28 protein-coding genes, 1 tRNA gene, 1 pseudogene and 1 other annotated feature are annotated in these 23,843 nt (G+C 57.4%); of the genes and pseudogenes, 8 read left to right on the top strand and 22 right to left on the bottom strand.

Translation table 11 applies throughout. The features are described from left to right. Positions 1–20: 20 nt before the first annotated feature. The 10 genes from K8M09_RS01005 to K8M09_RS00960 form a co-directional block, all read right to left on the bottom strand. Positions 21–698, bottom strand: a complete 678-nt coding sequence (locus K8M09_RS01005) for an SDR family oxidoreductase (RefSeq protein ID WP_160787748.1) — start codon at positions 696–698, stop codon at positions 21–23. Beyond that, the gene (locus tag K8M09_RS01000; protein ID WP_160787747.1) at positions 679–2,334 is read right to left on the bottom strand and encodes an amino acid ABC transporter permease; all 1,656 of its coding nucleotides are present in this window, start codon (positions 2,332–2,334) and stop codon (positions 679–681) included. The genes K8M09_RS01005 and K8M09_RS01000 overlap by 20 nt, the downstream gene beginning before the upstream one ends. Positions 2,335–2,397: 63 nt before the next feature. After that, entirely contained in the window at positions 2,398–3,144 is a 747-nt protein-coding gene (locus K8M09_RS00995; RefSeq protein WP_160787746.1) for a transporter substrate-binding domain-containing protein, read from the bottom strand. A gap of 217 nt (positions 3,145–3,361) precedes the next feature. Then, positions 3,362–3,435 (bottom strand) — tRNA-Gly (locus K8M09_RS00990). A gap of 261 nt (positions 3,436–3,696) precedes the next feature. Continuing rightward, positions 3,697–3,897 (bottom strand): hypothetical protein, encoded by a 201-nt coding sequence (locus tag K8M09_RS00985; protein ID WP_160787745.1) that lies wholly within the window; start codon positions 3,895–3,897, stop codon positions 3,697–3,699. Between the two features lie 33 nt (positions 3,898–3,930). Next, on the bottom strand, positions 3,931–4,176 hold the full coding sequence (gene rpsU, locus K8M09_RS00980) for a 30S ribosomal protein S21 (protein ID WP_160787744.1): 246 nt from the start codon (positions 4,174–4,176) through the stop codon (positions 3,931–3,933). Positions 4,177–4,217: 41 nt separating this feature from the next. Further along, positions 4,218–4,505 (bottom strand): cold-shock protein, encoded by a 288-nt coding sequence (locus tag K8M09_RS00975; RefSeq protein WP_160787743.1) that lies wholly within the window; start codon positions 4,503–4,505, stop codon positions 4,218–4,220. 128 nt (positions 4,506–4,633) lie between these two features. Then, complete coding sequence (locus K8M09_RS00970; protein WP_160787742.1) at positions 4,634–4,843, bottom strand: cold-shock protein; 210 nt, start codon at positions 4,841–4,843, stop codon at positions 4,634–4,636. A 788-nt stretch (positions 4,844–5,631) separates the two neighbouring features. Next, entirely contained in the window at positions 5,632–6,231 is a 600-nt protein-coding gene (locus K8M09_RS00965; RefSeq protein WP_160787741.1) for a hypothetical protein, read from the bottom strand. A 59-nt stretch (positions 6,232–6,290) separates the two neighbouring features. Next, positions 6,291–6,542, bottom strand: coding sequence for a hypothetical protein (locus tag K8M09_RS00960; protein WP_160787740.1), 252 nt, complete (start codon positions 6,540–6,542; stop codon positions 6,291–6,293). Positions 6,543–6,625: 83 nt separating this feature from the next. Between K8M09_RS00960 and K8M09_RS00955 the strand changes: the two genes are divergently transcribed. Further along, positions 6,626–7,857, top strand: a protein-coding gene (locus tag K8M09_RS00955) for an IS3 family transposase (protein ID WP_160788269.1) whose coding sequence is annotated in 2 segments (ribosomal slippage) — positions 6,626–6,917 and positions 6,917–7,857 — 1,233 coding nt in all. Because the reading frame shifts where the segments join, the coding sequence is not laid out codon by codon here. Next, positions 6,910–7,026, top strand: a sequence feature (AL1L pseudoknot). Its footprint overlaps the gene before it by 117 nt. Before the next feature lie 36 nt (positions 7,858–7,893). Here the strand turns inward: K8M09_RS00955 and K8M09_RS00950 are convergent. Then, complete coding sequence (locus K8M09_RS00950; protein ID WP_160788261.1) at positions 7,894–8,574, bottom strand: hypothetical protein; 681 nt, start codon at positions 8,572–8,574, stop codon at positions 7,894–7,896. A 52-nt stretch (positions 8,575–8,626) separates the two neighbouring features. Then, on the bottom strand, positions 8,627–8,965 hold the full coding sequence (locus K8M09_RS00945) for a hypothetical protein (RefSeq protein WP_160788262.1): 339 nt from the start codon (positions 8,963–8,965) through the stop codon (positions 8,627–8,629). A gap of 95 nt (positions 8,966–9,060) precedes the next feature. On the opposite strand from K8M09_RS00945, the gene K8M09_RS00940 reads away from it, so the two are divergent. Together K8M09_RS00940 and K8M09_RS00935 are read left to right on the top strand one after the other, a co-directional pair. Then, positions 9,061–9,327, top strand: a complete 267-nt coding sequence (locus K8M09_RS00940; protein ID WP_160788263.1) for a helix-turn-helix domain-containing protein — start codon at positions 9,061–9,063, stop codon at positions 9,325–9,327. 316 nt (positions 9,328–9,643) lie between these two features. Further along, a protein-coding gene (locus K8M09_RS00935; protein ID WP_160788270.1) for an IS3 family transposase occupies positions 9,644–10,863 on the top strand; the annotation gives its coding sequence in 2 pieces (ribosomal slippage) (positions 9,644–9,986 and positions 9,986–10,863; 1,221 coding nt in all). A gap of 13 nt (positions 10,864–10,876) precedes the next feature. Here K8M09_RS00935 and K8M09_RS00930 read toward each other — a convergent pair. From K8M09_RS00930 to K8M09_RS00920, 3 genes are all read right to left on the bottom strand, one after another. After that, positions 10,877–11,287 (bottom strand): hypothetical protein, encoded by a 411-nt coding sequence (locus K8M09_RS00930; RefSeq protein ID WP_229342071.1) that lies wholly within the window; start codon positions 11,285–11,287, stop codon positions 10,877–10,879. A gap of 219 nt (positions 11,288–11,506) precedes the next feature. Further along, positions 11,507–11,932, bottom strand: a complete 426-nt coding sequence (locus K8M09_RS00925) for a GNAT family N-acetyltransferase (protein WP_160788218.1) — start codon at positions 11,930–11,932, stop codon at positions 11,507–11,509. 170 nt (positions 11,933–12,102) lie between these two features. After that, on the bottom strand, positions 12,103–13,191 hold the full coding sequence (locus tag K8M09_RS00920; RefSeq protein WP_229342069.1) for a tyrosine-type recombinase/integrase: 1,089 nt from the start codon (positions 13,189–13,191) through the stop codon (positions 12,103–12,105). Between the two features lie 143 nt (positions 13,192–13,334). On the opposite strand from K8M09_RS00920, the gene K8M09_RS00915 reads away from it, so the two are divergent. Then, positions 13,335–15,173 (top strand): DNA polymerase, encoded by a 1,839-nt coding sequence (locus K8M09_RS00915; protein ID WP_229342067.1) that lies wholly within the window; start codon positions 13,335–13,337, stop codon positions 15,171–15,173. 17 nt (positions 15,174–15,190) lie between these two features. Here the strand turns inward: K8M09_RS00915 and K8M09_RS00910 are convergent. The 5 genes and pseudogenes from K8M09_RS00910 to tnpA form a co-directional block, all read right to left on the bottom strand. Further along, a pseudogene (locus K8M09_RS00910) lies at positions 15,191–15,958 on the bottom strand (IS3 family transposase); the annotation flags it as partial. Between the two features lie 59 nt (positions 15,959–16,017). Continuing rightward, a complete protein-coding gene (locus K8M09_RS00905) occupies positions 16,018–16,581 on the bottom strand; it encodes a YecA/YgfB family protein (RefSeq protein WP_064334525.1) in 564 nt (187 codons plus the stop codon). Then, positions 16,578–18,152 (bottom strand): IS66 family transposase, encoded by a 1,575-nt coding sequence (gene tnpC, locus K8M09_RS00900; RefSeq protein ID WP_160788236.1) that lies wholly within the window; start codon positions 18,150–18,152, stop codon positions 16,578–16,580. The genes K8M09_RS00905 and tnpC overlap by 4 nt, the downstream gene beginning before the upstream one ends. Before the next feature lie 48 nt (positions 18,153–18,200). Continuing rightward, positions 18,201–18,557, bottom strand: a complete 357-nt coding sequence (gene tnpB, locus K8M09_RS00895) for an IS66 family insertion sequence element accessory protein TnpB (RefSeq protein WP_160788235.1) — start codon at positions 18,555–18,557, stop codon at positions 18,201–18,203. Beyond that, positions 18,554–19,024 carry an IS66-like element accessory protein TnpA gene (tnpA, locus tag K8M09_RS00890; protein WP_160788234.1) on the bottom strand — a complete coding sequence of 157 codons (471 nt, stop codon included), beginning with the start codon at positions 19,022–19,024 and terminating at the stop codon, positions 18,554–18,556. Before tnpA ends, tnpB begins: the two co-directional genes overlap by 4 nt. Before the next feature lie 368 nt (positions 19,025–19,392). Here tnpA and K8M09_RS00885 point away from each other — a divergent pair, with 368 nt between their 5' ends. Further along, on the top strand, positions 19,393–19,641 hold the full coding sequence (locus K8M09_RS00885; protein WP_160788259.1) for an acyl carrier protein: 249 nt from the start codon (positions 19,393–19,395) through the stop codon (positions 19,639–19,641). 55 nt (positions 19,642–19,696) lie between these two features. Further along, positions 19,697–19,891 carry a hypothetical protein gene (locus K8M09_RS00880; protein ID WP_160788258.1) on the top strand — a complete coding sequence of 65 codons (195 nt, stop codon included), beginning with the start codon at positions 19,697–19,699 and terminating at the stop codon, positions 19,889–19,891. A gap of 129 nt (positions 19,892–20,020) precedes the next feature. On the opposite strand, the gene K8M09_RS00875 is transcribed toward K8M09_RS00880, so the two are convergent. Together K8M09_RS00875 and K8M09_RS00870 are read right to left on the bottom strand one after the other, a co-directional pair. Further along, positions 20,021–20,362: a hypothetical protein gene (locus tag K8M09_RS00875; protein WP_160788257.1), complete on the bottom strand. Its 342-nt coding sequence runs from the start codon at positions 20,360–20,362 to the stop codon at positions 20,021–20,023. A gap of 639 nt (positions 20,363–21,001) precedes the next feature. Further along, a complete protein-coding gene (locus K8M09_RS00870) occupies positions 21,002–21,382 on the bottom strand; it encodes a tyrosine-type recombinase/integrase (RefSeq protein WP_229342065.1) in 381 nt (126 codons plus the stop codon). Positions 21,383–21,429: 47 nt separating this feature from the next. On the opposite strand from K8M09_RS00870, the gene istA reads away from it, so the two are divergent. Together istA and istB are read left to right on the top strand one after the other, a co-directional pair. Continuing rightward, the gene (gene istA, locus K8M09_RS00865; protein WP_382379779.1) at positions 21,430–22,926 is read left to right on the top strand and encodes an IS21 family transposase; all 1,497 of its coding nucleotides are present in this window, start codon (positions 21,430–21,432) and stop codon (positions 22,924–22,926) included. Next, a complete protein-coding gene (gene istB, locus K8M09_RS00860; protein WP_229341919.1) occupies positions 22,923–23,681 on the top strand; it encodes an IS21-like element helper ATPase IstB in 759 nt (252 codons plus the stop codon). The genes istA and istB overlap by 4 nt, the downstream gene beginning before the upstream one ends. The last annotated feature ends 162 nt before the right edge of the window (positions 23,682–23,843 follow it).

Below are 23,843 nucleotides of genomic sequence, written 5' to 3'. Positions count from 1 at the left end.
ATCATTACGATCCGATAGCCTCACCAGGCGATCGTTCGGCCGTCGTAGGCCCGGAAACTTCCGGTCTCGCCCAGCGTCGTCGCGTCGATCAGGGCCTTGAGGCCCGCCGCGCTTTCCGCCACATCCACGGCCGCTTCCGCGCCGCCCATATCCGTGCGCACCCAGCCGGGATGCAGCGAGATCACGGCGATGCCGTCGCGGCGGAAATCCTGCGCGAGCTTGACCGTCGCCATGTTGAGCGCCGCCTTGGAGCAGCGATAGGCATAGTCGCCGTCCTCGTCGTCTATCGTGCCTTCGGCCAGCGAACCGGCGCGGCTGCCGATATTGACGAGCACCTTGCGCCCGCCGGCGAGAAGATTGGGCCGGAGCGCGCGGGCAAGGAGCAGCGGGGCGAGCGCATTGATGCGCATGACCTGAAGGAAATCCTCCGTCTCCAGCGTATCGAGACCGCCGGTATCGCCCCGAACCGCCGCATTGTTGACGACGATATCGATCGGCTGGCCCTTCAGCCGTTCGCCGAGCGCGGCAATCGAGCCGGCATCCGCGACATCGAGCGCCTGCGCCCCGGGCACCGCCTGCCGCATGCAGGCGATGACGCGAAAGCCGGCCGTCGCATAGAGATCGGCGAGCGCCCGGCCGAGGCCGCGCGAGGCGCCGGTGACGAGGACCGTGCCCCGGTCAGCGGTGCTTGACGTCATATTTCTTCTCGACGAGGCTGATGAGGCTTGCAGCCGCAAGCGTCAGCAGGATGTAGAGGATCGCCGCCGAATTGTAGGGCGCGAACGGCAGGAAGCTCGCCGACTGGAACTCGCGCATGCGCTGCGTGATATCGCGGATCGACAGGATCGAGAGCAGCGAGGTGTCCTTGAGGATGGCGATCAGCTCGTTGCCGAGCGGCGGGATGACGATGCGGAAGGCCTGCGGCAGGATGACGAGCCGCGCGGTCTGCCAGCGGTTCAGCCCGAGGCTGCCCGCCGCCTCGATCTGGCCGGCCGGAATGGCGTTGATGCCGGAGCGGAAGATTTCCGCGAGATAGGCGGAATAGGCGAGCGCCATGGCGACGATGCCGCGCATCAGGTTCGGCGGGTCGAAGACACCGGCCGTCGCATCCTTCAGCGCACCCGACAGCGGCAGGCCGACATAGAGCACGATGACGAGCATGGGGATGCCGCGGATCGTATCGACGACGAATTCCGAGCCGATGGACAGCGGGTGGCGGCGATGCAGGAAGCCGCCAAAGGTGAGCAGGCCGATAATGATGGCGATGACGGCGAGCGTGATGCCGGTGGCGCGGTCGCGGTCGTTCAGCGCCTCCACCTGCCACAGACGCGGCCAGTCGGCGGGCACGGTGGCGGCCGGCAGCAGCGCGCCGCTGACGTCCTCCTTCTTGCCGATGGCCTCGATGGCCTGCTGCGGCGTGACGAAGGTGCGCACCGCCGTCTCGCTCGTCGGGCCGCCCTCATACTGGCCGAAGCGCACGGCGCTGATGAGACCGGACGGCGTGTTGGTGACGATGCCGACCTTGCCCTCCAGCGTACCGGCCAGCACATAGCCGTCCTTCGGCTGCAGCAGGAACCAGGCGGAGAGCGCGGCGAAGACGGCCGTCAGCACTGCGAAGGTGACGAGGTTGCGGCGCGTATAGCGCAGCTTGAGAAGCCCGACCCAGACGAGACCGAGGATAGCCGCCAGGATATAGGCGGCGATGGCGGCGCGGATGGTCGTGGCAAGGCCCGAGGCGAAGGCGAGATAGGCAAAGAGCAGCACGAAGGCGAGGCCCGCGCCATTGACGAGGCCGGTGATCCACGAGCCTGCCCGATAGGCCGGGCTTTCCGCCGGAACGGCCGCACGGCTGCCGGTAAAGAGAAGACCGAGGCCGGCAAGCAGCAGCACCGCATAGGCCGGCCACAGCCAGCCCTCGACGCCGCGCACCATGAGGTCGGCGGCCTCCGTCAACTGACGGGGCGTCACGCCCTTGACCACGAGATCGGACTTGAACGGATCGACGCCGTTCGCCACCACGGAGGCGATGAAGGGGTGGACGAGGTCGCCGGCAAGAATAGCGGCCGTCGCGACGAAGGCGACGAGACCCGCAACGATCGTCAGGCGCGGCCGCGCGGCCTTCGCCCGCGAAAGAACGAGCACGCCGAGGCCGGCGGAAAAGGCAAGGGTCAGCAGCAGGAAGCCCGGCACATAGGCGCCCGAACCCGGCTCGATGCCGAGGATGGCGCGCAGCGCGCGCTGGTAGTCGCCCGAGGAGGCAAAGAGATAGACGATGAAGGGCAGCGCGGCGAGGATCACCAGATTGCTGGGCCTCACGCTTCTGACAAACGACATTCCGGCCTCCGCGGCGCAAACGGGAAGGGAACGGGAGCGCTCCATGGCGCTCCCGCAAGAGCCTTACTTGAGGCCCCAGTACTTGGCGACGAGCTTGTCGAGCGTGCCGTCGTCCTTGATCGCCTTCAGGCCCTCGTTGAAGGCGGCGACATTCTCGTCGCCCTTGCGGAAGACGAGGCCGAGCGGATCGGATTCCAGATCCTTGATGGAGGCGACCAGTTCGCCGGCAAATTCGCGCTCATAGGCGGCGGCGTTCGCGCCGTTGATCACGACGCCGTCGACGTCCTTGTTCTTGAGCGCGATGATGGCGGCGCTGAAGCTGTCATAGGCGGCGACGTTTTCCTTGCCGACCACGCCTTCGGCGACCTGCGCGTCCGTCGTGTTGGCCTGGGCGGAGAGCTTGCGACCCTCGGCCTTGAACTTGTCGAGCGTGATGCCCTGGTCCTCGGCGCGCGTCAGCACGGCCTGGCTGTTGATGATATAGGGATCGGAGAAGTCCATCGCCTTCTTGCGCTCGTCGGTGATCGACACGCCCGAGGCGACGAGATCGAAGCTGCCCTGGTCGAGCGCGGCGAAGATGCCGTCCCAGCCGGTCGTGACGAATTCGGCCTGGCAATTGATCTTGGCGCAGACGGCGTTGACCACGTCGACGTCGAAGCCGACGATCTGGCCCGTCGCCGGGTCGACGCTCTCCATCGGCGGCGAGGTCGTGTCCGACCCGACCTTCAGGAGCTTGCCACCAAGATCGGCCGCATGGGCGCTACCGGCCACCAGAGCGGCAAGCGCAAGCGTTGCAACGAATTTCCTCATCTCTTCCTCCTCAACCGTCGGCCCCGCCCTTGCGGCAGGTGCTCGACAAATCCCACGGACAGAGCATCCTCCTCCATCCTGAAACGATGGTAACAAGGAATATAAACGTTTTCAAGACGAAATATAAACGTTTTTATTTTGCGCAATGCACAAGGGAAAGCGCGCCGCCGGTCTCCGGCAGGCAGCAATTCCAGACATGGATGGAAAGAGAGGCGGCTGGAGCGGGTAGCGGGAATCGAACCCGCGCGTTCAGCTTGGGAAGCTGACAGGCTACCATTACATCATACCCGCAGGGCAGCGCCGAGGCCGCAGTCATTCAACAGTTCGCGAGATGTGTCAAGCCAGCCGGTCGTCCGAGCGTTCGATCAGTCTCGGCATGATGAGCGCCTGCAGCGCTTCGGGCGGCTCGCCGCCTTACCCAGAAATCGCCCGATGATTGACCACGGCTTGCCAAGACCGACATGTCAACCACAGAGCTAACGGATCACCGCTTGGCGGGCCGACATGGACGGCCCCGCCAATAGAAGAAGGCCCCCTCCAGGACACCGATTTCTATTTCCGTTTCAGCACCGGCAGGGGAGCGGGAGTGGCAGCCTCCCTGGCCATGCGCAGGGCACGAAGTTTTTCAGTCTTCTTTTCCCGCGCTGCCGCCTCCTGCTCAACGATCCCTCTTGCGATGGAATTGGTCTGCGCAGATTTTGCCTCCGCGCTTACCTTCGTCGGCTTGAAAAACTGCTGCTTGGTCGCCGTCATTCGTTCACTCCCTTGTTCCGTAGCGCGCTACCGTCAGGCGCGACGCGCGCTCACGGGCTTCTTCTTCGGAGCCGGCAGCAGCCCCTCCCGCTGTGCTTTCTTGCGGGCGAGCTTGCGGGCACGCCTGACGGCCTCGGCCTTCTCGCGCACCCTCTTCTCGGAAGGCTTCTCAAAGGCGCTCCGCGCCTTCATCTCGCGAAAAAGCCCTTCGCGCTGCATTTTCTTCTTCAGGACCCGGAGGGCCTGATCGACATTGTTGTCCCGTACGAGAACCTGCAAGTCATGTCCTTTCCGAGCGGCCTTGCCGCTACATCACTCGATTACTTTCTGGTCCGAATGGTGGATGGCTTGAACCAAGGCTCCTTGCCACCCGCCGATGGATGCAATCCCGCAGCGGAGCGCGCCGCCATTGCCTCCGGCGCGTCGATATCGCTCGCCAGGATGCGGCGCTCGAACGTTTCGTTGCCGAGACGCACGCGATACTGCACCTCTCCGTGATCGGAAGGCAGAATTCCCGCGATCCGGCAAATTCCGCCACCTTCTGCCCGGCGGAACAGGTCAGGCTTAAGCCTGACGGTATCGCCGACAGCGTAGATTACCCGGCTCATGGCCAGTCCCTTCCGCACATCGCATCTTGTCTGAAAACAAAAAGGCCGGGATTGACCCGACCTCTTCCCGTCGCTCGCCATCGACGCTGCCAGTACATCCGTGGTCAGCGAAGAGGGACGACAATTCCTTATGCAGCGCGCAGGTTGTCTGCGGAGCTCTTGCCGGACTTGCGGTCCTGCACGATGTCGAAGCTTACCTTCTGGCCCTCGGCGAGGGAACGAAGGCCGGCGCGCTCAACCGCCGAAATATGGACGAACACGTCCGTCGCGCCGTCATCGGGAGCGATGAAACCGAAGCCCTTGGTGCTGTTGAACCACTTTACAGTGCCTGAATTCATAACGATTTCCTTTCAACCGTTGGTGAGGCTGCCCGGTTGGCAGCCCATATAAATCGACGATGAGAGGAGATCCGACCGGGCCGCTAGGGCGAAGACAAAGGTCACAAGCAAAGTTCGATAGCAGCAATATAGTGAAATCCACGTATTTTGCAAGAAAAATAACGGATTCCATCGCACAACCCAGCAGGGAAAATCCTGTTTTTTCTCAAGGAAACAGCGGGCTAGCGAGAAATAATATTGGGTATTAATTTTAGAAGACGGGCGATTTTTCGATGAGCTTTATAAAAGCACCACCAGATTCCGGCATCCTGGCATCAATTACTACCCATACGACCGAAGCTGGAGCCGTGGAAGATTCCCGACGGGATACGGTCAACCGAGCCGGTCCTCCGGGCACTCGACCGGCCTCGGCATGATGAGCGCCCGCCAGCTCGGGCAATTCGCCTCGCGGATCACCCGTTCATCGGCAATTCGAGGCCCCCGATTGCCTGCCGACAATATGCCGACAGAAAGCCGCATAGTGCCGGTCTATCCGGCATTTTGCCGGATGAAGTGAGGCCGGCGATATGCCAGCCTAGACCATCGCTCAAGAACAAAATGAAGCGTGAAGCGGGGACATGAAGCAAGCGATTTGCGGCCAGTTGTTCAACTGATCGCGTCCGGTCACTCATGCAGGCCTTGGCCTGCCTACCGAAAGGTGATCGAGGCAACAAAAGTGTGGGGGCAGAACTGAAAACGCGAGGCGGCATCAGCCTACCGCTGCGATTTGGTGAGCTCGATGATCCGCGTTATTCACACCTCCTCCATTCCGATGTGACAGTAGCTTCGCCGCCATAGCAATATCCGAGAGCTTCCAAGCGCTCGGAAACTCCGGTCCTTTGATTACATTCTTTTATTGTACTGGGATCATCACCGCTTCCACCACGGCAATTCTCGTTTAGCCCTTCCCATTTCTCGATGAGAGCATTCACCGAAGCAGCAGGGTCGGAGGCGGAAGGCCCGTCAGCGAGGAACCCCTTTTTGCAGAGATAACGGTCGTCACCATCAACCCGGATATGGTCTTTGGCTATAACGTCAAGGAACATCCGGTGCCGGTACACATCCTCAAACTCCCGGCAATCCAGTTCAATGTCATATCGATTTGCACGGACGGGTTTCACGTTGGCGACGAGACATCCAGCTTCTTCAAATGAAACTTCCCGCCCGGCCTTTCCAATCGTGAATGACACCAAATCGAGTTCACCGCGCTCGGCCAGATCGCAATCCTTCCTATCCAGATATGCTCCGTCATCAATAGGCACCCGATCGGACGCCGTGGCGGCAACAGGGATTGCGGCCATTAATATAGTAAGGGTCCAGCGGTTCAGGTTGGCGGCTATCTTGAACACCTCATATCCTTCCCTTGTTGTCACGGTCTTTGAGGTTCCCGCTAGGAATCCGAATTCCCTTACCGCATTTCATAGCTCAGCCTTCGGCACCACACGCCCTCGATATCCGAATGAATATCGGCGATGTGCTCAAGTTCTTCCGCTATCGGATGACGGTTCCCTTCCCCACGACATTCATCAAGATACCAACCAAGCCCCCCAAACTTGGTGAACTTCAGCAGCAACGGCTTCGATCCCGCTGTAACGAAATAGAATGCAATTCCGGCCTGAACATCGAGACAAGACGAGTAGAAAATATCGTGGTCGCTCAAGCAGTTCCTTAAACGACGAGCCATTTGGGAAAGTGAACCGCCCCGGCTTTGCCGGAGACCCCAACTCGTGAGAAGTAGGGTCTATGACAAGCAAGACGACGAACAAATTTTCTTCTGAAGTCCGCGCCCGCGCCGTTCGAATGGTGGCCGATCATGAAGCCGAACATCCTTCCCGGTGGGCGGCTGTATCTTCCATAGCGGCCAAGATCGGTTGCTCGGCGCATACGCTCAATGAATGGGTGAAGAAGGCCGAGGTCGACAGCGGCAAGCGTGCAGGTTTGCCGAGTGACGTGGCGGAGAAGATAAAGGCTTTGGAGCGGGAGAACCGGGAGCTTCGTCAGGCGAATGAGATTTTACGCAAGGCCTCTGCGTATTTTGCCCAGGCGGAGCTCGACCGCCCACTGAAGCGATGATTTCCTTCATCGATGCACACCGCTCGGTGCTCGGGGTCGAGCCGATCTGCAGGCTGCTGCCGATTGCCCCGTCCACCTACTATGAGGTCGTTGCCAAACGCACGGACGTGGACCGCCTATCGGCCCGCACCCGACGCGACATGGCCCTGAAGATCGAGATACGCCGGGTGTTCAACGAGAACTTCCAGGTCTATGGCGTGCGCAAAGTCTGGCGGCAGTTGCAGCGAGAAGGTTACGACGTTGCCCGCTGCACCGTCGCTCGGCTTATGAGAATGATGGGGCTTCAAGGCGTCATTCGCGGCAAGCCAGTCAAAACCACCGTGTCGGACAAGTCCGCTCCATGCCCGCTAGACCGGGTGAACCGACAGTTCTTCGCTCCCGCGCCGAACATGCTGTGGTTATCCGATTTCACCTATGTCGCGACTTGGCAGGGCTTCGTTTACGTGGCCTTCGTCATTGATGCCTTCGCTCGCCGTATCGTGGGTTGGCGGGCAAGCCGGGCGGCCCATGCGGGCTTTTTGCTTGATGCCCTCGACCAGGCGCTTCATGATCGGCGGCCCGTCAAACGCAGTGGGCTGGTTCATCATTCCGACCGCGGCTCGCAATACGTATCCATTCGCTATTCCGAACGGCTGGCGGAGGCAGGCATCGAGCCGTCTGTCGGAAGCGTTGGTGATAGTTACGACAATGCTCTCGCCGAAACGATCAACGGTCTTTACAAGGCCGAGGTCATCCATCGGCGAGGACCATGGCGCAACTTCGAAGCCGTGGAGTTCGCCACGCTCGAATGGGTCGATTGGTTCAACAACCGCCGCCTTCTGGAGCCCATCGGCAACATACCGCCAGCCGAGGCCGAAGAACGATACTACGCCATGCTGGACGCACCAGCCATGGCCGCATAACTTAAGCCAAACGGTCTCCGGTAAAGCCGGGGCGGTTCAAAGCTCCTCCGCCGATTGTACTGGGATCAATCCCTCCGCCTTCCATGGCGCAGCGGGAAACGGAAGTTGGGTAATTGCCTTGCGCACCGTGAGCACCGGATTTTTGGAACTGGCCAGCAAATTCAGAACGGCCGTTGACGCAGATACTTCGACAATTCGCCTTACCAACCATGACATTTCAGCAATTTCATCAGAGGAAACGCCTCGCCTCAGAGCATAGCTGGCCATCCGAACGCTGATCAAATCAGTTGGCAATTCAGCAATCGCAAAAACAACGTGAGGATCAATCGTTTTTGAATGCTGCAAAATCCTCGTCAGCATATCCCCACGACTAAGCGCCACATGTGCGGCACGATAGAATTCCCTCGTTTCCGCACGAGGTCCGAGCCTTGAAAGCAAACGAACCATGCCTGATGGATAGTTCCCGTAAGCTCGTTTGAGGATCACCTTCAGCCTGTTTCGGGTCAACCATTTACTCGTCAGCAGAAAATCGTCGCCCGCAGCAAGAGCCGCATGCCAAACGTGACGTTGAGTTGATGTTGCCATCACATATTCGCCAACATCAAACCTCCCCCAAATCGCCATGACAGCTGGAGCAAACTCACCGGCAATATGCTCAATCAGATCGGGTAATGGGGAAAGTTTGACGCTCTCTTGCAATCCATTTTGTAGAACCATGGACTACGGCATCCACGACGCAAGCGATCCATTCAACGGGTGATATCGACCCTCAATAGTAATACCGTTTGTTCCTGAACAGGTACATCAACAGGTATACCGGGAACCAAAGCCCGCCCGTCACGATGGCAATGAGGATGTGAATCCAATGCGGAAAACGGCGCAACAGGCTCCCCTCACCGCCGGAAGACGATGCGGACGATGCCGCCGCCGCTGCACCCCCGGCATTCATAAACACGTTCGGGCTGTTCCGTTGCGATTTCAGAAGCTCAAGCTCCCGCATTTGAGGGTCGAGAATTTCACCGCAGTGACGGCACTTCCTCGACTTCGCATTGATCACTTCCGAGCAGTACGGGCATTCGATCGTCGCCACCGATGGGGTCTCTTGCATTGCGTTCTCCACGTTATAGCGAGCTGCAATCTCGCCTTCAATTTATGGTCCTATATTACGTGGTTTTATTCAAGCGCAAGTGATTGCTGTTGCACATGGAAGTGCAAGAGCTCGTCGGCTGGAATCTCAGGAGATTGCGTGTTGAGCGCAAAATTTCTCAGGACGATTTGGCTTTGATCGCCGAGGTCGAACGGGCATATGTTGGGTATCTGGAGAGAGGGAAACGCAACCCAACTGTTGCAATCCTCGCCCGACTAGCCAACGCACTCGAAGTGCACATTTCTGAATTATTTGTTCAGCCTCTTGATATTGAAGCCAAACCACGCCCGCTGAAACCCGGACGAAAGAAAACGAGCGGCTGAACCAAAATCAGCCAAACATCTAAATTAGAGTTATATGGAAGAATACAACATCATTTCCGCTTCGGAAAAATGCTGAATGTGGACCCGATATCTACGCTTCCACGGGCGAATTTATCGAACTTAAATGTATAAGATATTACTTTTTCGACGTCACCCGTATACTTCTGTATATCTACATATTTGATATCAAAAGAACTCTTCTCTCTCGCCTTTGATACAAAAATATCGAAACAGGATTTTTCCTCTACTGTAATGGCCCCATAAATATCTGGACAGGATCTCCCACTTAGTAAGTGTGCGAGGTAATGTGCCCATTATGACTAGTCACAATCCGAAGATGGAAGTCCTGTCCGGTCCTGAGCGCCGCCGTCGCTGGTCGACGGCAGAGAAGCTTGCCATCATTCAGGAGACATATGAGCCGGATGCTACGGTGAGCATTGTTGCTCGCCGCTATGGCATTCAGCCGAACCAGTTGTTCACCTGGCGTAAGCTCGCTACTCAAGGCGCTCTGACGGCCACGGCTGCGGAGGAGGATGTTGTCCCGGCGTCCGAATATCGTGCCCTTCAAAACCAGGTGAAAGAGTTGCAGCGTCTGCTTGGTAAGAAGACGATGGAAGGCGAGATTCTCAAAGAGGCGCTTGAGATCGCCACAGGCCCAAAAAAACACCTGTTGCGCTCGCTGTCGTTGCCGAAGGGAAGTTCCCGATGACTGCTGTGTGCGAGACTTTTGGTGTTGCCCGGTCAAACATGGCTGAGCGAGTGAAACAGCGTCCTTCCAAAGCCCGTGGTCGGCCGCCGCTCGCGGATGATGATCTCGTTGATGAAATCAAAGCGATCATCTCCGAGATGCCGACCTACGGATATCGCCGGGTTCACGCGATCTTACGTCGTAGAGCCCGCAGCGAAAGCCGCCCATGGCCGAACGCTAAACGCGTCTATCGGGTGATGAAGGTGCACGGCATGCTTCTCCAACGCCACACAGGTGCCATTGATAGCCGTCGCCATGACGGCCGTGTTGCCGTGGAGCACTCGAACCTGCGTTGGTGTTCCGACGGCTTCGAAATTGGCTGCGACAACAGAGAGAAGGTCCGCGTTGCCTTTGCTCTCGACTGCTGTGATCGTGAAGCCATCGCCCATGTCGCAACCACCCAAGGCATCAAGAGCGAAGACGTTCAGGACCTTGTCATCACAGCAGTCGAGAACCGCTTCGGTCGCATCAACACCCTTCCCAAGCCGATTGAATGGCTCACCGACAACGGCTCGTGCTTCATTGCAAAGGACACTAAATCGCTGCTGATGGACATCGGAATGGAGCCTTGCACGACGCCGGTTCGCAGCCCTCAGTCCAACGGAATGGCCGAAGCCTTTGTCAAAACATTCAAGCGCGACTACGTCTCGGTCAATCCCATTCCCGACGCAGAAACCGTCATCGCCCAACTGCCATTGTGGTTCGAGCACTATAACACCCTTCACCCGCACAAGGCTTTGGGATATCGATCCCCGCGTGAGTTCTTAAACCGTCAAACAGAAATCTGATCCTGGCCGGTTTTTATGGGGCAACTCCATCTACATCCATTATCCATATTGAATGAATGTGTACATTTTCGACATCACCCAGCTCCCTCCAATAACGAGAGCCATTTGCATCGATGCAGGCTACTGCTAAAGGCTTGGCTTCATCGGGAATCTTATTGTAGTTTCTTCCAAAATTCTCCCTGCACATCATATTGTATATATTGCTGAATTGCTTCATCTCGATGGAGCCTATGGGTGCACGATCTTCGCTTTGGACGTACTTTTGATTTATCGTATTTTGATCGAACTCAAACGTGATGAAGTAAGCATTTAACGTTAAAAACGCTTCAAACGTTTCGTATTCTGATTTTCTTAGTACGTACTTTTCTTTTATAATACCACTGATCCAATCAATGATGGAATTATTATATTCTTTGGAATTCATGTATTTTATAACCATTTCTATAATTATTGTTTGATTTTTATATCATATTTTATTTTTGACATAGGAATATAACTCCACCGGAAAGTAGAATAGAGGTTGGAAGCGAGTCGAGTAAAAACGCAGAGGATAGCCGTAAGGTAAATAGTTCGAACCTATGTTGGATATTTAGGAATCCAGCATCATCTACCGGCTAAAAATCTCAATTCAGAACGAATTTTCTTATCCAAAGGACAGCGCAACGACCCGCGTTTTTGCACCAAAGATTTTGGCCTCGATCTCTCCTCTAGTAGACCAACCTCTATGCTCAAAGAACGCCTGCCCCCACACGTTTGAAAGCGGGATCGTTGTAGCCCTTACACCAGAGAGCATCGCGTTATGTAAAAGGCATGTTCCAACGCCTGAATTTCTGAAACGGTCAACGACATAGAGACAGGTCAGCACCTCGTCCGAAAACGCAGCAACTCCGATTATCTCCGATCCCACGATGGCGATTTCCGAAAAGAGAGGCTGCGCGACAAAAGGACGGCCAGTTTCAAATCCTCCGTATATCTCCAACACGGCCTTGTGGAGAATTCGGTCAAGCTGCTCCACATCATGAGAAACGGCACGGCGAAAGTGGCAGTCGAAATCATCGGTATCCATCATGACCGAAGCCCTCACGTCTCAAGCAAAAACCGTCAACAGAAGCATGCCAAGCGCGAATACCTATCATCCAGACGATGGGAAACTCAGGAAGTCGTACCAGAGCTTTTGGCCGCACAATGAACCACCCAAATTCCCGGGGCTTCTTACGCTGGGCCATAAGCTTGAGAGGCTTACGCTCTACCTTCAGCAGAGAAATTGGCAGCGTTGAGGGCATTCACGATGTCACGCGCTTTGCGGGTAACAACGGTCTGCTCAAGATGGGCATATCGCATTGTCGTTCGGATATCGGTGTGACCGAGCACGGCCTTGACCTCTTGGATTGACAGCCCGTTTTGAACAAGGCGCGTTGCGTGCGTATGGCGAAGCGTGTGGATCGTACAATCATCAAGGCCCGCGCGACGGAACGCCTTGCGGATGGCAATCGCCGAGTATCCCCGCCTCTCCCCCGCCTTGTTGGCAAAGACGGTCAGACCGTTGCTCTCCCTTCTGCGGCGGCGAAGGATTATTTCCACCCGGTCCGTCATATAGATCACGCTTTCGTTTTGAACCTTGGAGCGCCATAGACGTATTTCACCGCCATTCAGATCGATATCCTTCCAAGCGATATTGGCGATTTCGCTATAGCGCGCGCCGGTGTCGATCAGCATGATCACCAGATCATAATTGTCCTGCATCCATTTCTGGCGATCAGCTCGACGGGCAGGTTCAGCAGATAGACCATTGGCCACGCGCGTCGGATCCAACTCACGCAGGAGGCGTCGTTCCTCCTCAACGCTCAGATACCGCACTCTGGAATTTGCTGTTCTAATCAAGGGGGCGTCGACTGACGGACATTGATAGCCGTCTTTTCGAGCAAGTCGGATCGCTCCCATCAAACAGTTCATTCCGTGCTTGATCGTCTGCGACCCGCATCCCTGGGACAAACGCTTTTGCCGAAACTGTTCCAGCGTGTCGGAATTGACCTTCGGCAGCGGAATCGAGCAGTCGATAGTTCTCAGAATGATCCTGATCTGGCTTTTCAGATTGCGGTAGTTCGCGGTTCCAGCCTTCGTGTTCGCAAACCGACGAAGCGCCGTCTCTAGCGTGATAAGCTCCTTTTTGCCGAGCAGCAGTTCAGCGTGGACATCAGCGCGAATCTTCGCCGCGACCTGTTCGGCAACCTTGCGGTCGGTCGTCTTTGTCGAACGGACTATCGTTTGACGATCAATCTGGAACTGCACATACCAGAATTTGGAATTTCCACGCTTTACAAGTGACATAGGCTCCCTTTTCGCAACAACGGGATTGTCCCGCCGACACAGGGCATTGCTCAACGCCACAACGCGAACTTGCATGAGGACGCCTTTAGGATTATATCGTCGCTCCCCACACCTCGATGTGGTCAACTCTAGAAAGGGAGTAGATGCATAAGTCCACGCTTGCGAAAGAATTCACCTTCAAGATCGAGCCTGACGATCACGGCGGCAAGAAGAAGACCGTCACCATTCAAAGCCAGAATATTTCTGAGCCTCCTGTCGCCGGCAAAAAACAGCGGCGAAAGAAAGAGCCAAACGCTCATCTCCTCATCGGTTTCGACACCGAATATCAGTCGGTAGCTGACAACGAACTGGAGAGCACCATTGAAGCGGGTGCAAAAAACGAGCTTCTTTCCTACCAGTTTTCAATCAAGCTGATCACCAAAGACGCACAGGCTGAAACACCTGAAGCTGACGGGATTATTATTCCCGATGAGGATCAACGCTTAACCTTCAGCGAATTTGTGGGCTTTGCTATCGGCTCACTGATCGAGAAATTCCCCGATCTGAAGTTGCCGAATTCCATCTACCTTCTCGGCCATTTTATCCGGGCTGACTTTCCCGCATTCAGCGACTTCAAGGACAATGCGCGGCTGACTTCCAACGTCAGAAGCACATTCGTCAGCATCGACAGCGCAATTTCCGTAAAGTTTGGCGAGGCTGATACAGCGATTGCAGAGTTCAACGTCGTTGTCCGCGATACCATTCTGCTTGCACCGAGCAACGCGAAATCCCTGGCAGGTATTGGTGATCTTCTTGGCTTCCCAAAGATTCAACTCGGCAAAACCCCGCAGGAAGACAAGGAAATCAAGGAGAACATGGCGCGCTTTCGTAGGGAGCGATGGAGCGAATTCCGCGAGTATGCAATCCGTGATGCTCAAGTGTGCGTCCGCTTTGCCGAGCGTATCATTCAGCAGAGTCAGACGCTTTTCACATCGTTCAAAATGCCGGCAACCTTAACCTCCTTTGGGACAAAACTCCTGCTTCAGGGATGGCAACAAAAAGGTTTGGACGGCAACCAAATCCTGGGGCGCGAGACCGTCAAAGAGAAAATCTTCAGCAAGAAGGACGGCTATTTCAAAACCAAGATCGTGACGCCGCTGAAGGAGGAGGCATATTTCAACGAGGCGTTCATCACGGAGACCTATCACGGCGGCCGGAACGAACAGTTCATTTTCGGCATTGCAGATGAAGGTGAGTGGCGGGATCACGACCTCAGTTCGGCATACACGACGGCAATGTCATTAATCGGCATGCCTGACTGGGATAACATCACCAATCTGATAGACCTTGACGACGTTGGGCCGCACGATCTCAGCTTCTTCTCGGTGGATTTTGAATTCCCGCAGTCTGTACGCTTTCCGACACTGCCTGTTCGTACGGCCAATGGGATTATCTTTCCTCGCAAAGGAAACTCGAAATGCGCTGCGCCGGAGCTGTACCTGGCCAAGAAGCTCGGCGCACGATTGACATTCCGTAAGGGTGTACACGTCCCAACCAATTGCCATCATCCGGCTTTCAGGGACTTCATCAAAACCAGCATCGAAAAGCGCATGGCGCATCCGAAGGGGACTTTTGACAACCTGTTCTGGAAAGAGGTGGGAAACAGCACTTACGGAAAGACGGCACAGGGCCTTCGCGAAAAGCGGGTATACAACCTACAAGACGATGGAATGGAAGCGCTTCCGCCGAGCAAGATCACACAGCCATATTTCGCATCGTTCATCACGTCATATACAAGGGCGGTCCTCGGCGAAATTCTCAACGGCTTTGCCGAACATGTAGATGTTTTCAGCGTGACAACCGATGGCTTCCTCTCAAATGCCAGCGACCAAGATATCGAAACGGCTACCAGCGGTGAGTTGTTCAAATCGTTTCGAGCAGCTCGCCGTCATCTCGACGAGAGGTGGCTCGGTTTGTCTGAACAGCTTCGGGCGTTTCGCTAAGTGGATTTCCGCCTCGATTATGCCGCCACCATCATTGGTGTCAGCGCGTTGAAGTAGGCCTGATCCGGCGTCCGCCGGTCAAGGGATGAATGTGGGCGTCTGGTGTTGTAGAAGTTCAGATATCGGCCGATGCCAGCGCGTGCCTCGGACACAGTCTTGTAGGCATGGAGGTAGACTTCCTCGTATTTGATCGAACGCCAGAGCCGCTCGACGAAGACATTGTCTCGCCACGCACCCTTGCCATCCATCGAGATGGCGATCTGTGACCTCTTCAGCACGGCGGTGAAGTCGATGGAGGTGAACTGCGATCCCTGGTCGGTATTGAAGATTTCCGGCCTGCCATGACGGGCAAGTGCCTCCTCCACCGCCTCGATGCAGAAGGCTGCTTCCATCGTGATCGACAACCGCCATGACAAGACCTTCCGGCTGAACCAGTCCACGACGGCGCACAGATAGACAAATCCCCGCGCCATGGGGATGTAGGTCAGGTCCATTGCCCAGACCTGATTGGGCCGGGTGACTGCCAGCTTTCGTAGGAGGTAGGGATAAATTTTGTGCCCTGGCGCTGGTTTCGAGGTGTTCGGGCGGCGGTAGATCGCCTCGATGCCCATCTTCTTCATCAGCGTGGCGACGTGTCGCCGCCCGGTCTCCAGACCTTCTCCTCTCAAGAGCCCTTGCAACATCCGACTTCCGGCAAAGGGGTAGTCGAGATGCAATTCGTCAATCCGGCGCATAAGGGCCAGATCGCCGTCAGACACCGGACGAGGCAGATAGTAGACGCTGCGTGAGCGCAACGAAGAGCCCACGGCTTCCGTGATTGACTGAATAGGCTTCCGGCTGTCGGTCAGAACTTTTGCTTTGCCCGCTTCGGCATAAAATAGGCTCGGATCTTGACGAGCGCTTCGGCGACGGCAACGGCATCCTGACGGGTCGCGTTCCGTTTTGCCTCGCCGAGCTTGCGGATGGGCGCGACGATATCCCCAGTGACGGCATGACCTCCAAGGACGGGCTGCCAAAGCTTGGGCGCGTACCTTGTTCCCAATAGAAAGCAGAGGTCCCAAGCGAAGGGATCAAAGGTTTGATCATCGATCTTGGTGAACCTGGGCCGATGATCTTTCGGCGTTTCGGCGAGGCTTGCCGATATCCGGTTGTATTCCGCAACGATGGTCTGGACGGCTCGATGCTCGGTTGTTTCCATTGGCAGGTTCAGGGCATCCGGGCCAGTCAGCTCCGGGATCCACTGACGCGGGTCGATAAACCTCGGGCCGATGATGAGAGCCGTGAGATAGCCGTCGAGGCCGCTCATCGACCAGATCGGCGAGACTGGACGGCGTGCCCTGATAAACGCCTCGAACGCCTCGTCATCGAGCTTCGGTCGTGCCGTAGCCCCTTGGCTGTTCTGTGTCATGCCGCCCGTCGCTCCTGATCTGCAATGCTCTCGCGGTTGGCCTTCCAGGTCCATGGAAAGAGCGTATCCATCTGGTTCGCGGTCACCTTGCCGGAGATGATGCGCTCGAGCACGTCGGCAAGCCAAGCTTCGGGGTCTACACTATTGAGCTTTGCCGTGTTGACGAGCGATGCGAGGACCGCGAACGTCTTGCCACCGCGTTCGCTGCCCACGAACAACGAGTTCTTCCTCGTCAGAGCCACCGATTTCATCGAACGCTCGACCACATTGGAGTCCACTTCGATCCGGCCATCCTCCAGGAAGGCTGCCAGTCCGTTCCAGTGGTTGAGCGTGTAGGTGACGGCCTTGCCAAGCGCCGATTTCGACGACACCTCGTCGCTCAGTTCGGTGAGCTGGGCCTTCAGTTCGCTCATGATGGGCGCTGCCTCGCGACGCCGCACCGTGAGCCGGGTATCGGCATTTTCGCCGCGCAGTTTCGCTTCGATCCGATAGAGCTCGGCAATCCTGGCAAGGATCGACAGGGCCTCAGCAGACCCGGTCATCTTGACGATTTCGACGAACTTGCGTCGGGCATGGGCAAGGCAGAAGGCCAGCCGCATGGGAGCGACATTGCTCCTCCCCCGGCGCTTGGCCAAGGTTTTATAGGCTTGGTACCCATCGACCTGGAGCACGCCGGCAAACGACGACAATTGCCCCTCGACCTCGCGCGCGCTGCGGCTTTCGGCAAAAGTATAGGCCACCGCCGGCGGCGCCGGACCATTCCATGGCCGATCGTCGACCGCCTGCGCCCAAAGTTGGCAGACCTTGGTTCGCTTACGCCCCGGATCAAGCCGCGGGAGCGGCGTCTCATCACAGAACACCCTTGGCTGGGAGCGGATGAAGGCAAGCAGCGCGTCATAGAGAAGCTCAAGCCACCAGGCGACCCGCGTCACCCAGGCCCCGAGCGTGCCGCGATCGATGATCACGCCGCAGGAGGCAAGCATCTGCGCCTGGCGATGAAGCGGCAAATGCCAGGCGAACTTCGAAACGGCGACATGGGCGGCAAACGCCGTGGTCACCATGCCGCCGTCCATCACACGCGCCGGCGCTGGCGCTTGCACAATGGCACTCTCGCAGGCCCGGCATGCGTAGCGCGGCCGGATCGTCCGCTTCACCCGGACAACCGCCGGCACGATGTCGAGCGCCTCACTGACGTCCGTGCCGATGCAATGCAGCTCGAACGAGCAGCACGGGCAAATCTTGCTCTCCGGCTCGATGAGCTCTTCATACCGTGGGAGATGCCTGGGTAACCGGCCGATGTTGCGCGCCGGCGATCGCCGCTCCTGCTTTCGGCCGTCAGCCACGGGTGCAACATCGTCATTGGCCGCCGCGGGAATGTCGCTGAGATCGCCAAGCTCAAGCGTCGCCTGCTTCGGGTCGATCGCCGTCATCTTCTCCGATTTCGGCCCAAAGAGCTGCCGCTCCAGGAAGGCAACGCGCGCCTTGAGGTCGGCATTCTCTGCATCGAGCGAGAGAATGATTCGGCTCAATTGCGCGGCATCCTGAGGTAAAGGGTCGGGTCGAAGCGGCATGGCAGACCCTAGCACATGACCCTGAATCTTCAAGCAAATCCAATAGGATCAGCCTGCTTTCGTTGGCCGCTTTACGGTGTTTCGCCTGACCCGCGTCCAGTCGATACCGGCCAGCAAAAGGGAGAACTCCTGGCTACTCATCTGCATCGCGCCATCACGGATCGGTGGCCAAACGAACGTGCCAGCCTCCAGCCATTTCGTCGCCAGGATCATGCCTGATCCGTCCCAATAAATGCAGCGCAGGCGATCGAGACGCTTGGCGCGGAACACGAACACGTCACCACAGTAGGGATCAGCTGCAAGCGCTGACGCCACCAGCGCAACAAGCCCATTCATGCCGCGCCGGAAGTCGACCGGCTGCGTCGCCACCATGATCTTCACTCCACCAGGCGAAAGTCCAATCACCGGCGTGCTCGCAACGTTGCCACGATCGCCTGCGCCAATTCGGGCGCCACCGAGCCGATCACGGTCATACGCGCGCCAGCAATCTCGATCTCAATACGCCCCGCGGCGTCATGGGCGACATCCGACGGCGAGTTCTCGCAAGACGTTCTATCGCCAACCACCGTCACCGGCACGAACATGGCCTGCTGTGCGCCGGCTTGCGCGGATCGTCGAGAGGTCAGCCCGGCTTCGCGCCGCCAGACGTTCAGCAGACCGCGATTGACGCCCCAGCGCCGGGCGATCGCCGAGATGTTCACGTCAGGTTCTGCACTTTCGGCAAGGATCCGCGCCTTCTCCTCGTCGGTCCAATTCCGCCGCTGGCGTCGACCCGTGATCACCTCGATCCGACGATACTTTCCCTCATGCCTGGCTTCATGCATGCCTTCATCCATGGCTTCAAGCATGGCATCAGCGCGATCTTCGACCATCCCGTTCCGCTCCTATCGGTGAAGGAGCTGTTCTCGCGGCCGCGATCGCAAAAGGAAAGGTGGGGTGTTCGTCGCGCTCACGATTGATCAAGTCGGCGACGATCGATGCCGGAAACTATCCTCTATCCCGCAAAGCGCGCGCGCAAGAACAGCGCGCCGGCGTCGAGGTTTGGGAAAACGAGGGCGGTTCCACCGCCGCGTGGCCACGATGCCCAATCGTCTGACGGCGATTCTTGTCGTCTTGGTTTTGGCGGTTGGTTTTGTTTGGTCCTACCGTCCGGACCAGAGCCGCTATGATCGCCTTCATCCCTCCCAGTCGCGTCAGCCGGCAGCGTCCCAGTAATTATTCTTCATCAGGACACATCGCCATGGAAGACGGAAGAGCCGATATTGCCGAGCGTGTGAAAGACATCATCATCGGACAGTTGGCCGTCGAGAAATCGAAGGTCGTCGATGACGCTTCAATTGTCGATGACCTGGGCGCTGATTCCTTGGAGGTGGTCCAAATCGTGATGCTCATTGAAGACGAGTTTGGCATCGCCATTCCTGACGAGCCGGCCGAGGAATTCCTGACGGTTCGGGACGCCATCGACTTCGTGGTCGCATCACAGTCGTGACAGATAAGCGGACGCCTGGATGACGATCAGTCGTTGCGGGTGAAGGAGTTGACGGATGACAGCGAATAGCGAACGGTTTTTCAAGCCGACAAAGACCACTGCGGACAAAAAGGCGTCGGAGACCAACTTGGTCGCCTGGAGGATCATCGACCAGGAGACGACAGCGCGCGAGAAGAAGACCGAGAAGTTGCGCGCGCTCCGCCTGATTAAAGAGATGGCCAGTCCTGCGCCATTGCCGAAGCGAAACTAGTAATCGGAGGCATGCTGGTCGTAGATGCTCGACAGGAGCGGCTGCCGGCTTGAATACTCAGAATTTTGTCAAACCGAAAGCCGAAGGCGAAAAGGCCTCCGGCTTCGCATCTTGTGAATTCAGTGCTTGTCAGGACAAGGTGCGCCCACAATCGAAGGTGACCTTGCTGAGAAGATCCGCTGGCACCTGGATATCGGCCATTGCGGCAGCGACGAGTTCGTCCCGCTTCGTGCGGTTTTCGTATCCCTTATAGGTTGCCAGATCGGTGCTGCTGGCGGTGGCGATGCGACCGGCCGTGGCAGAACATATGCCAGCAAGAGTCTCTACCCGGGCGGTCTTGACCGCCTCGGTACGCGCGCTGGTGGTCGACACCCATCCCGCATTGAAGGCGATGATCGGCGCAGCCACGAGGCCAAGAACGAAACCCACCATGTAGGGTTTTGCTTTTTCAATGTTCAGACTGAATGACATGACTTTACTCCCTATAATCGATGATTATCGGGATCGATAAGGGCCCGCGCTCGGACCTGGAGCCAATGGCAATCCGGACAGCTTCAGTGTGCACCTCAACGCGCAGAAAGCAAATAAAATTTTGAATTCTTCTTCTATATTCTGCAAGGCTTTCCGAGCGAAAATAAAATCCGTAGCATTTCAATTTTTATGATATGATAAATTCAGCCGAAAAACGCGTTAAATCATGAGTCGGCGATGAGAAAATACAATCATGAACTTCGTTTTTTTCTTTTGCTGATCCAAATTTTATACAGCCTTCATCAGGTTTTTATATGAAAATCTGAAATCTATTTTTTCAAAGAACGCTGGAGAGAATATTTCCGGAGCCATGGTGGCTTTTGTGTCGAAGAGGCAGCCACCCACCGCGAGGAGCTTTCCATGAGTTTCAGCTTTCCGAACGCCTCTCGCAGAGCTGACCCGAAAATCGAACCAGATAAAAAACACATCATTTTGTTAAGTCCGCCGTGAAAGGCATGAGTATCTGGAAGATGTTCGTAACCGTTAAATGCAAAGGAAACTGTCCCAGCGGCAACGATGCCGGCGCCTTACAGGAAGGTTTCCCAATGTATCTCACGCTAGGCAATAAGCTTGAGATGCTTACGCTCTACCTTCAGCAGAGAAATTCACGGCATTGAGGACGTTCACGATGTCGCGTGCCTTACGGGTGACGACAGCCTGCTCAAGATGGGCATATCGCATTGTCGTTCGTATATCGGTGTGACCAAGCACGGCCTTGACCTCTTGGATCGATAGTCCGTTTTGAACAAGGCGTGTGGCGTGCGTATGCCGAAGCGTGTGAATGGTGCAGTCATCAAGACCGGCGCGCCGGAAGGCTTTGCGGATGGCAATTGCCGAATACCCCCGCCTCTCCCCCGCCTTATTGGCAAAGACTGTCAGACCGTTTGAGAGCGGCGGTGGAAAAGTCGGCCACGGTAGCGGCGGAATAATCCAGCCGCGGGCGGAGTAAAATCCGGCCACCTATTTCCTTTCTGCAATGATCGCAGGAGGGACAGGGGATCTACACCGTGGAACTTTATTTGAGGGTTCGCCTGGCTGTTTCGGAAGGGATGAAGCAGCGTCAGGCCGCGAAGCATTTCAACATCTCGCGAGAGACCGTGGCCAAGATGTTGGCCTATTCGACACCACCCGGCTATCAGCGTCGATCACCGATCCGGCGTCCGAAGCTGGATGCGTTTGTTTCGACGATCGAGCATTGGCTCGACGAAGATCTGAAGATGCCGCTAAAGCAACGCCATACTGCCAAGCGTGTGTTCGACCGCCTGCGTGATGAGTGCGGTTTCACCGGCGGCTACACGATCATCAAGGACTACATACGCGAGCGGGATCAGCGTCGGCAGGAGGTGTTCGTGCCGTTGTCGCATCCGCCCGGCCATGCGCAGGCCGACTTTGGCGAGGCGACGGTGGTGATCGGCGGCGTCGAGCAAAAGGCGCGTTTCTTCGTGCTGGATCTGCCGCATAGCGACGGCTGCTACGTGCGGGCCTATCCTGCGGCGGTGGCCGAGGCCTGGGTCGACGGCCACATCCATGCATTCGCCTTCTTCGGGGCCGTGCCGCAGTCGATCGTCTATGACAATGACCGTTGCCTGGTGGCCAAGATCCTGCCCGACGGCACACGCAAGCGGGCGGCGTTGTTCAGCGGCTTCCTGTCCCACTACCTGATCCGGGATCGCTATGGCCGTCCGGGAAAGGGCAACGATAAAGGGAATGTCGAGGGACTCGTCGGTTATGCCCGACGTAATTTTATGGTGCCGATCCCGCAGTTTGCGACATGGGATGCGTTCAACGCCTTTCTGGAAGAGCAGTGCCGCAAACGCCAGCGCGACAAGCTGCGCGGTGAGAGTGAGACAATCGGGGAGCGGCTACAGCGTGATCTGGCGGCCATGCGTCCGTTACCGGCGTCTCCCTTCGATGCCTGCGACCAGGCCAGCGCCAGGGTGACAGCCCAGTCGCTGGTGCGCTACAAGACCAACGACTATTCCGTACCGGTCGCCTATGGCCATCAGGACGTCTGGGTCCGGGGCTATGTCAATGAGGTGGTGATCGGCTGCCGCGGCGAGATCATTGCCCGTCATCCGCGATGCTGGGAACGGGAAGACGTCGTCTTCGATCCCGTTCATTATCTGCCGCTGATCGAGCAGAAGATCAATGCGCTGGATCAGGCGGCTCCACTCCAGGGCTGGAACCTGCCGGACGAGTTCGCGACGCTGCGCCGCCTGATGGAAGGCCGCATGGCAAAGCATGGCCGACGGGAATACGTGCAGGTTCTGCGCCTGCTGGAGAGCTTCGACCTTGCGGACCTGCATGCGGCCGTGAAGCAGGCGATACAGCTCGGTGCGATCGGCTTCGATGCGGTCAAGCATCTGATCCTGTGCCGGGTCGAGCGCCGGCCACCGCGGTTGGATCTGTCGATCTATCCCTACCTGCCGCGGGCGACGGTCGAGAAGACCTCAGCGAAAGCGTATATGCGCCTCCTGTCGTCTGATGCGGGAGAGGCGGCATGAGCACCGAAGCACCCGACATCCTGCTCGCCCACTATCTCAAGACCCTGAAGCTGCCGACCTTCCAGCGCGAGCACCAGAAGCTGGCCCGGTTATGCGCCACCGAAGGCGTCGATCATGTCGGATACCTGTTCCGGCTTGCCGAACGGGAGATGATCGAACGGGACCGCCGCAAGGTCGAACGTCGGATCAAGGCGGCTAAATTCCCGATCGTCAAAAGCCTCGACAGCTTCGACTTCACAGCCATCCCCAAGCTGAACAAGATGCAGGTGCTGGAACTGGCCCGCTGTGAATGGATCGAGCGCCGGGAGAACGTCATTGCGCTGGGCCCGAGCGGCACGGGTAAGACGCATGTCGCGCTCGGTCTCGGCCTGGCCGCGTGCCAGAAAGGCCTGTCCGTCGGGTTCACGACAGCGGCCGCCCTGGTCAGCGAGATGATGGAGGCCCGCGACGAACGGCGTCTTCTTCGGTTCCAGAAACAGATGGCCGGCTACAAGCTGCTCATCATCGACGAGCTGGGCTTTGTGCCGCTGTCAAAGACCGGCGCGGAATTGCTGTTCGAGCTGATCTCGCAACGCTACGAGCGCGGGGCCACCCTGATCACCAGCAATCTTCCATTTGACGAATGGACGGAAACCCTGGGGTCCGAACGATTGACCGGCGCTCTGCTCGATCGCGTTACCCACCACGTCAACATCCTCGAGATGAACGGCGACAGCTATCGCCTCGCTCAAAGTCGAGCCCGAAAGGCCGGCTAAAACTACTCTCAAAAAATCGCCGCGCCGGCCTGAGACCCCCGCTCGGGCTACGCCCTCCCGGCCGTCTCAGGCCGGCGCCACAGTGGCCGACTTTTGCTCCGCCCCGTGGCCGGTTTTTACTCCGCCGTTGACAGTGGGCGATTACTGGTGCCGCTGCGGTAC

This window comes from Shinella zoogloeoides, assembly GCF_020883495.1.
Classification (GTDB): Bacteria; Pseudomonadota; Alphaproteobacteria; order Rhizobiales; family Rhizobiaceae; genus Shinella; species Shinella zoogloeoides.
The sequence above is the reverse complement of the archived record's forward strand: the minus strand, read 5'-3'. Positions and strand labels throughout refer to the sequence as shown.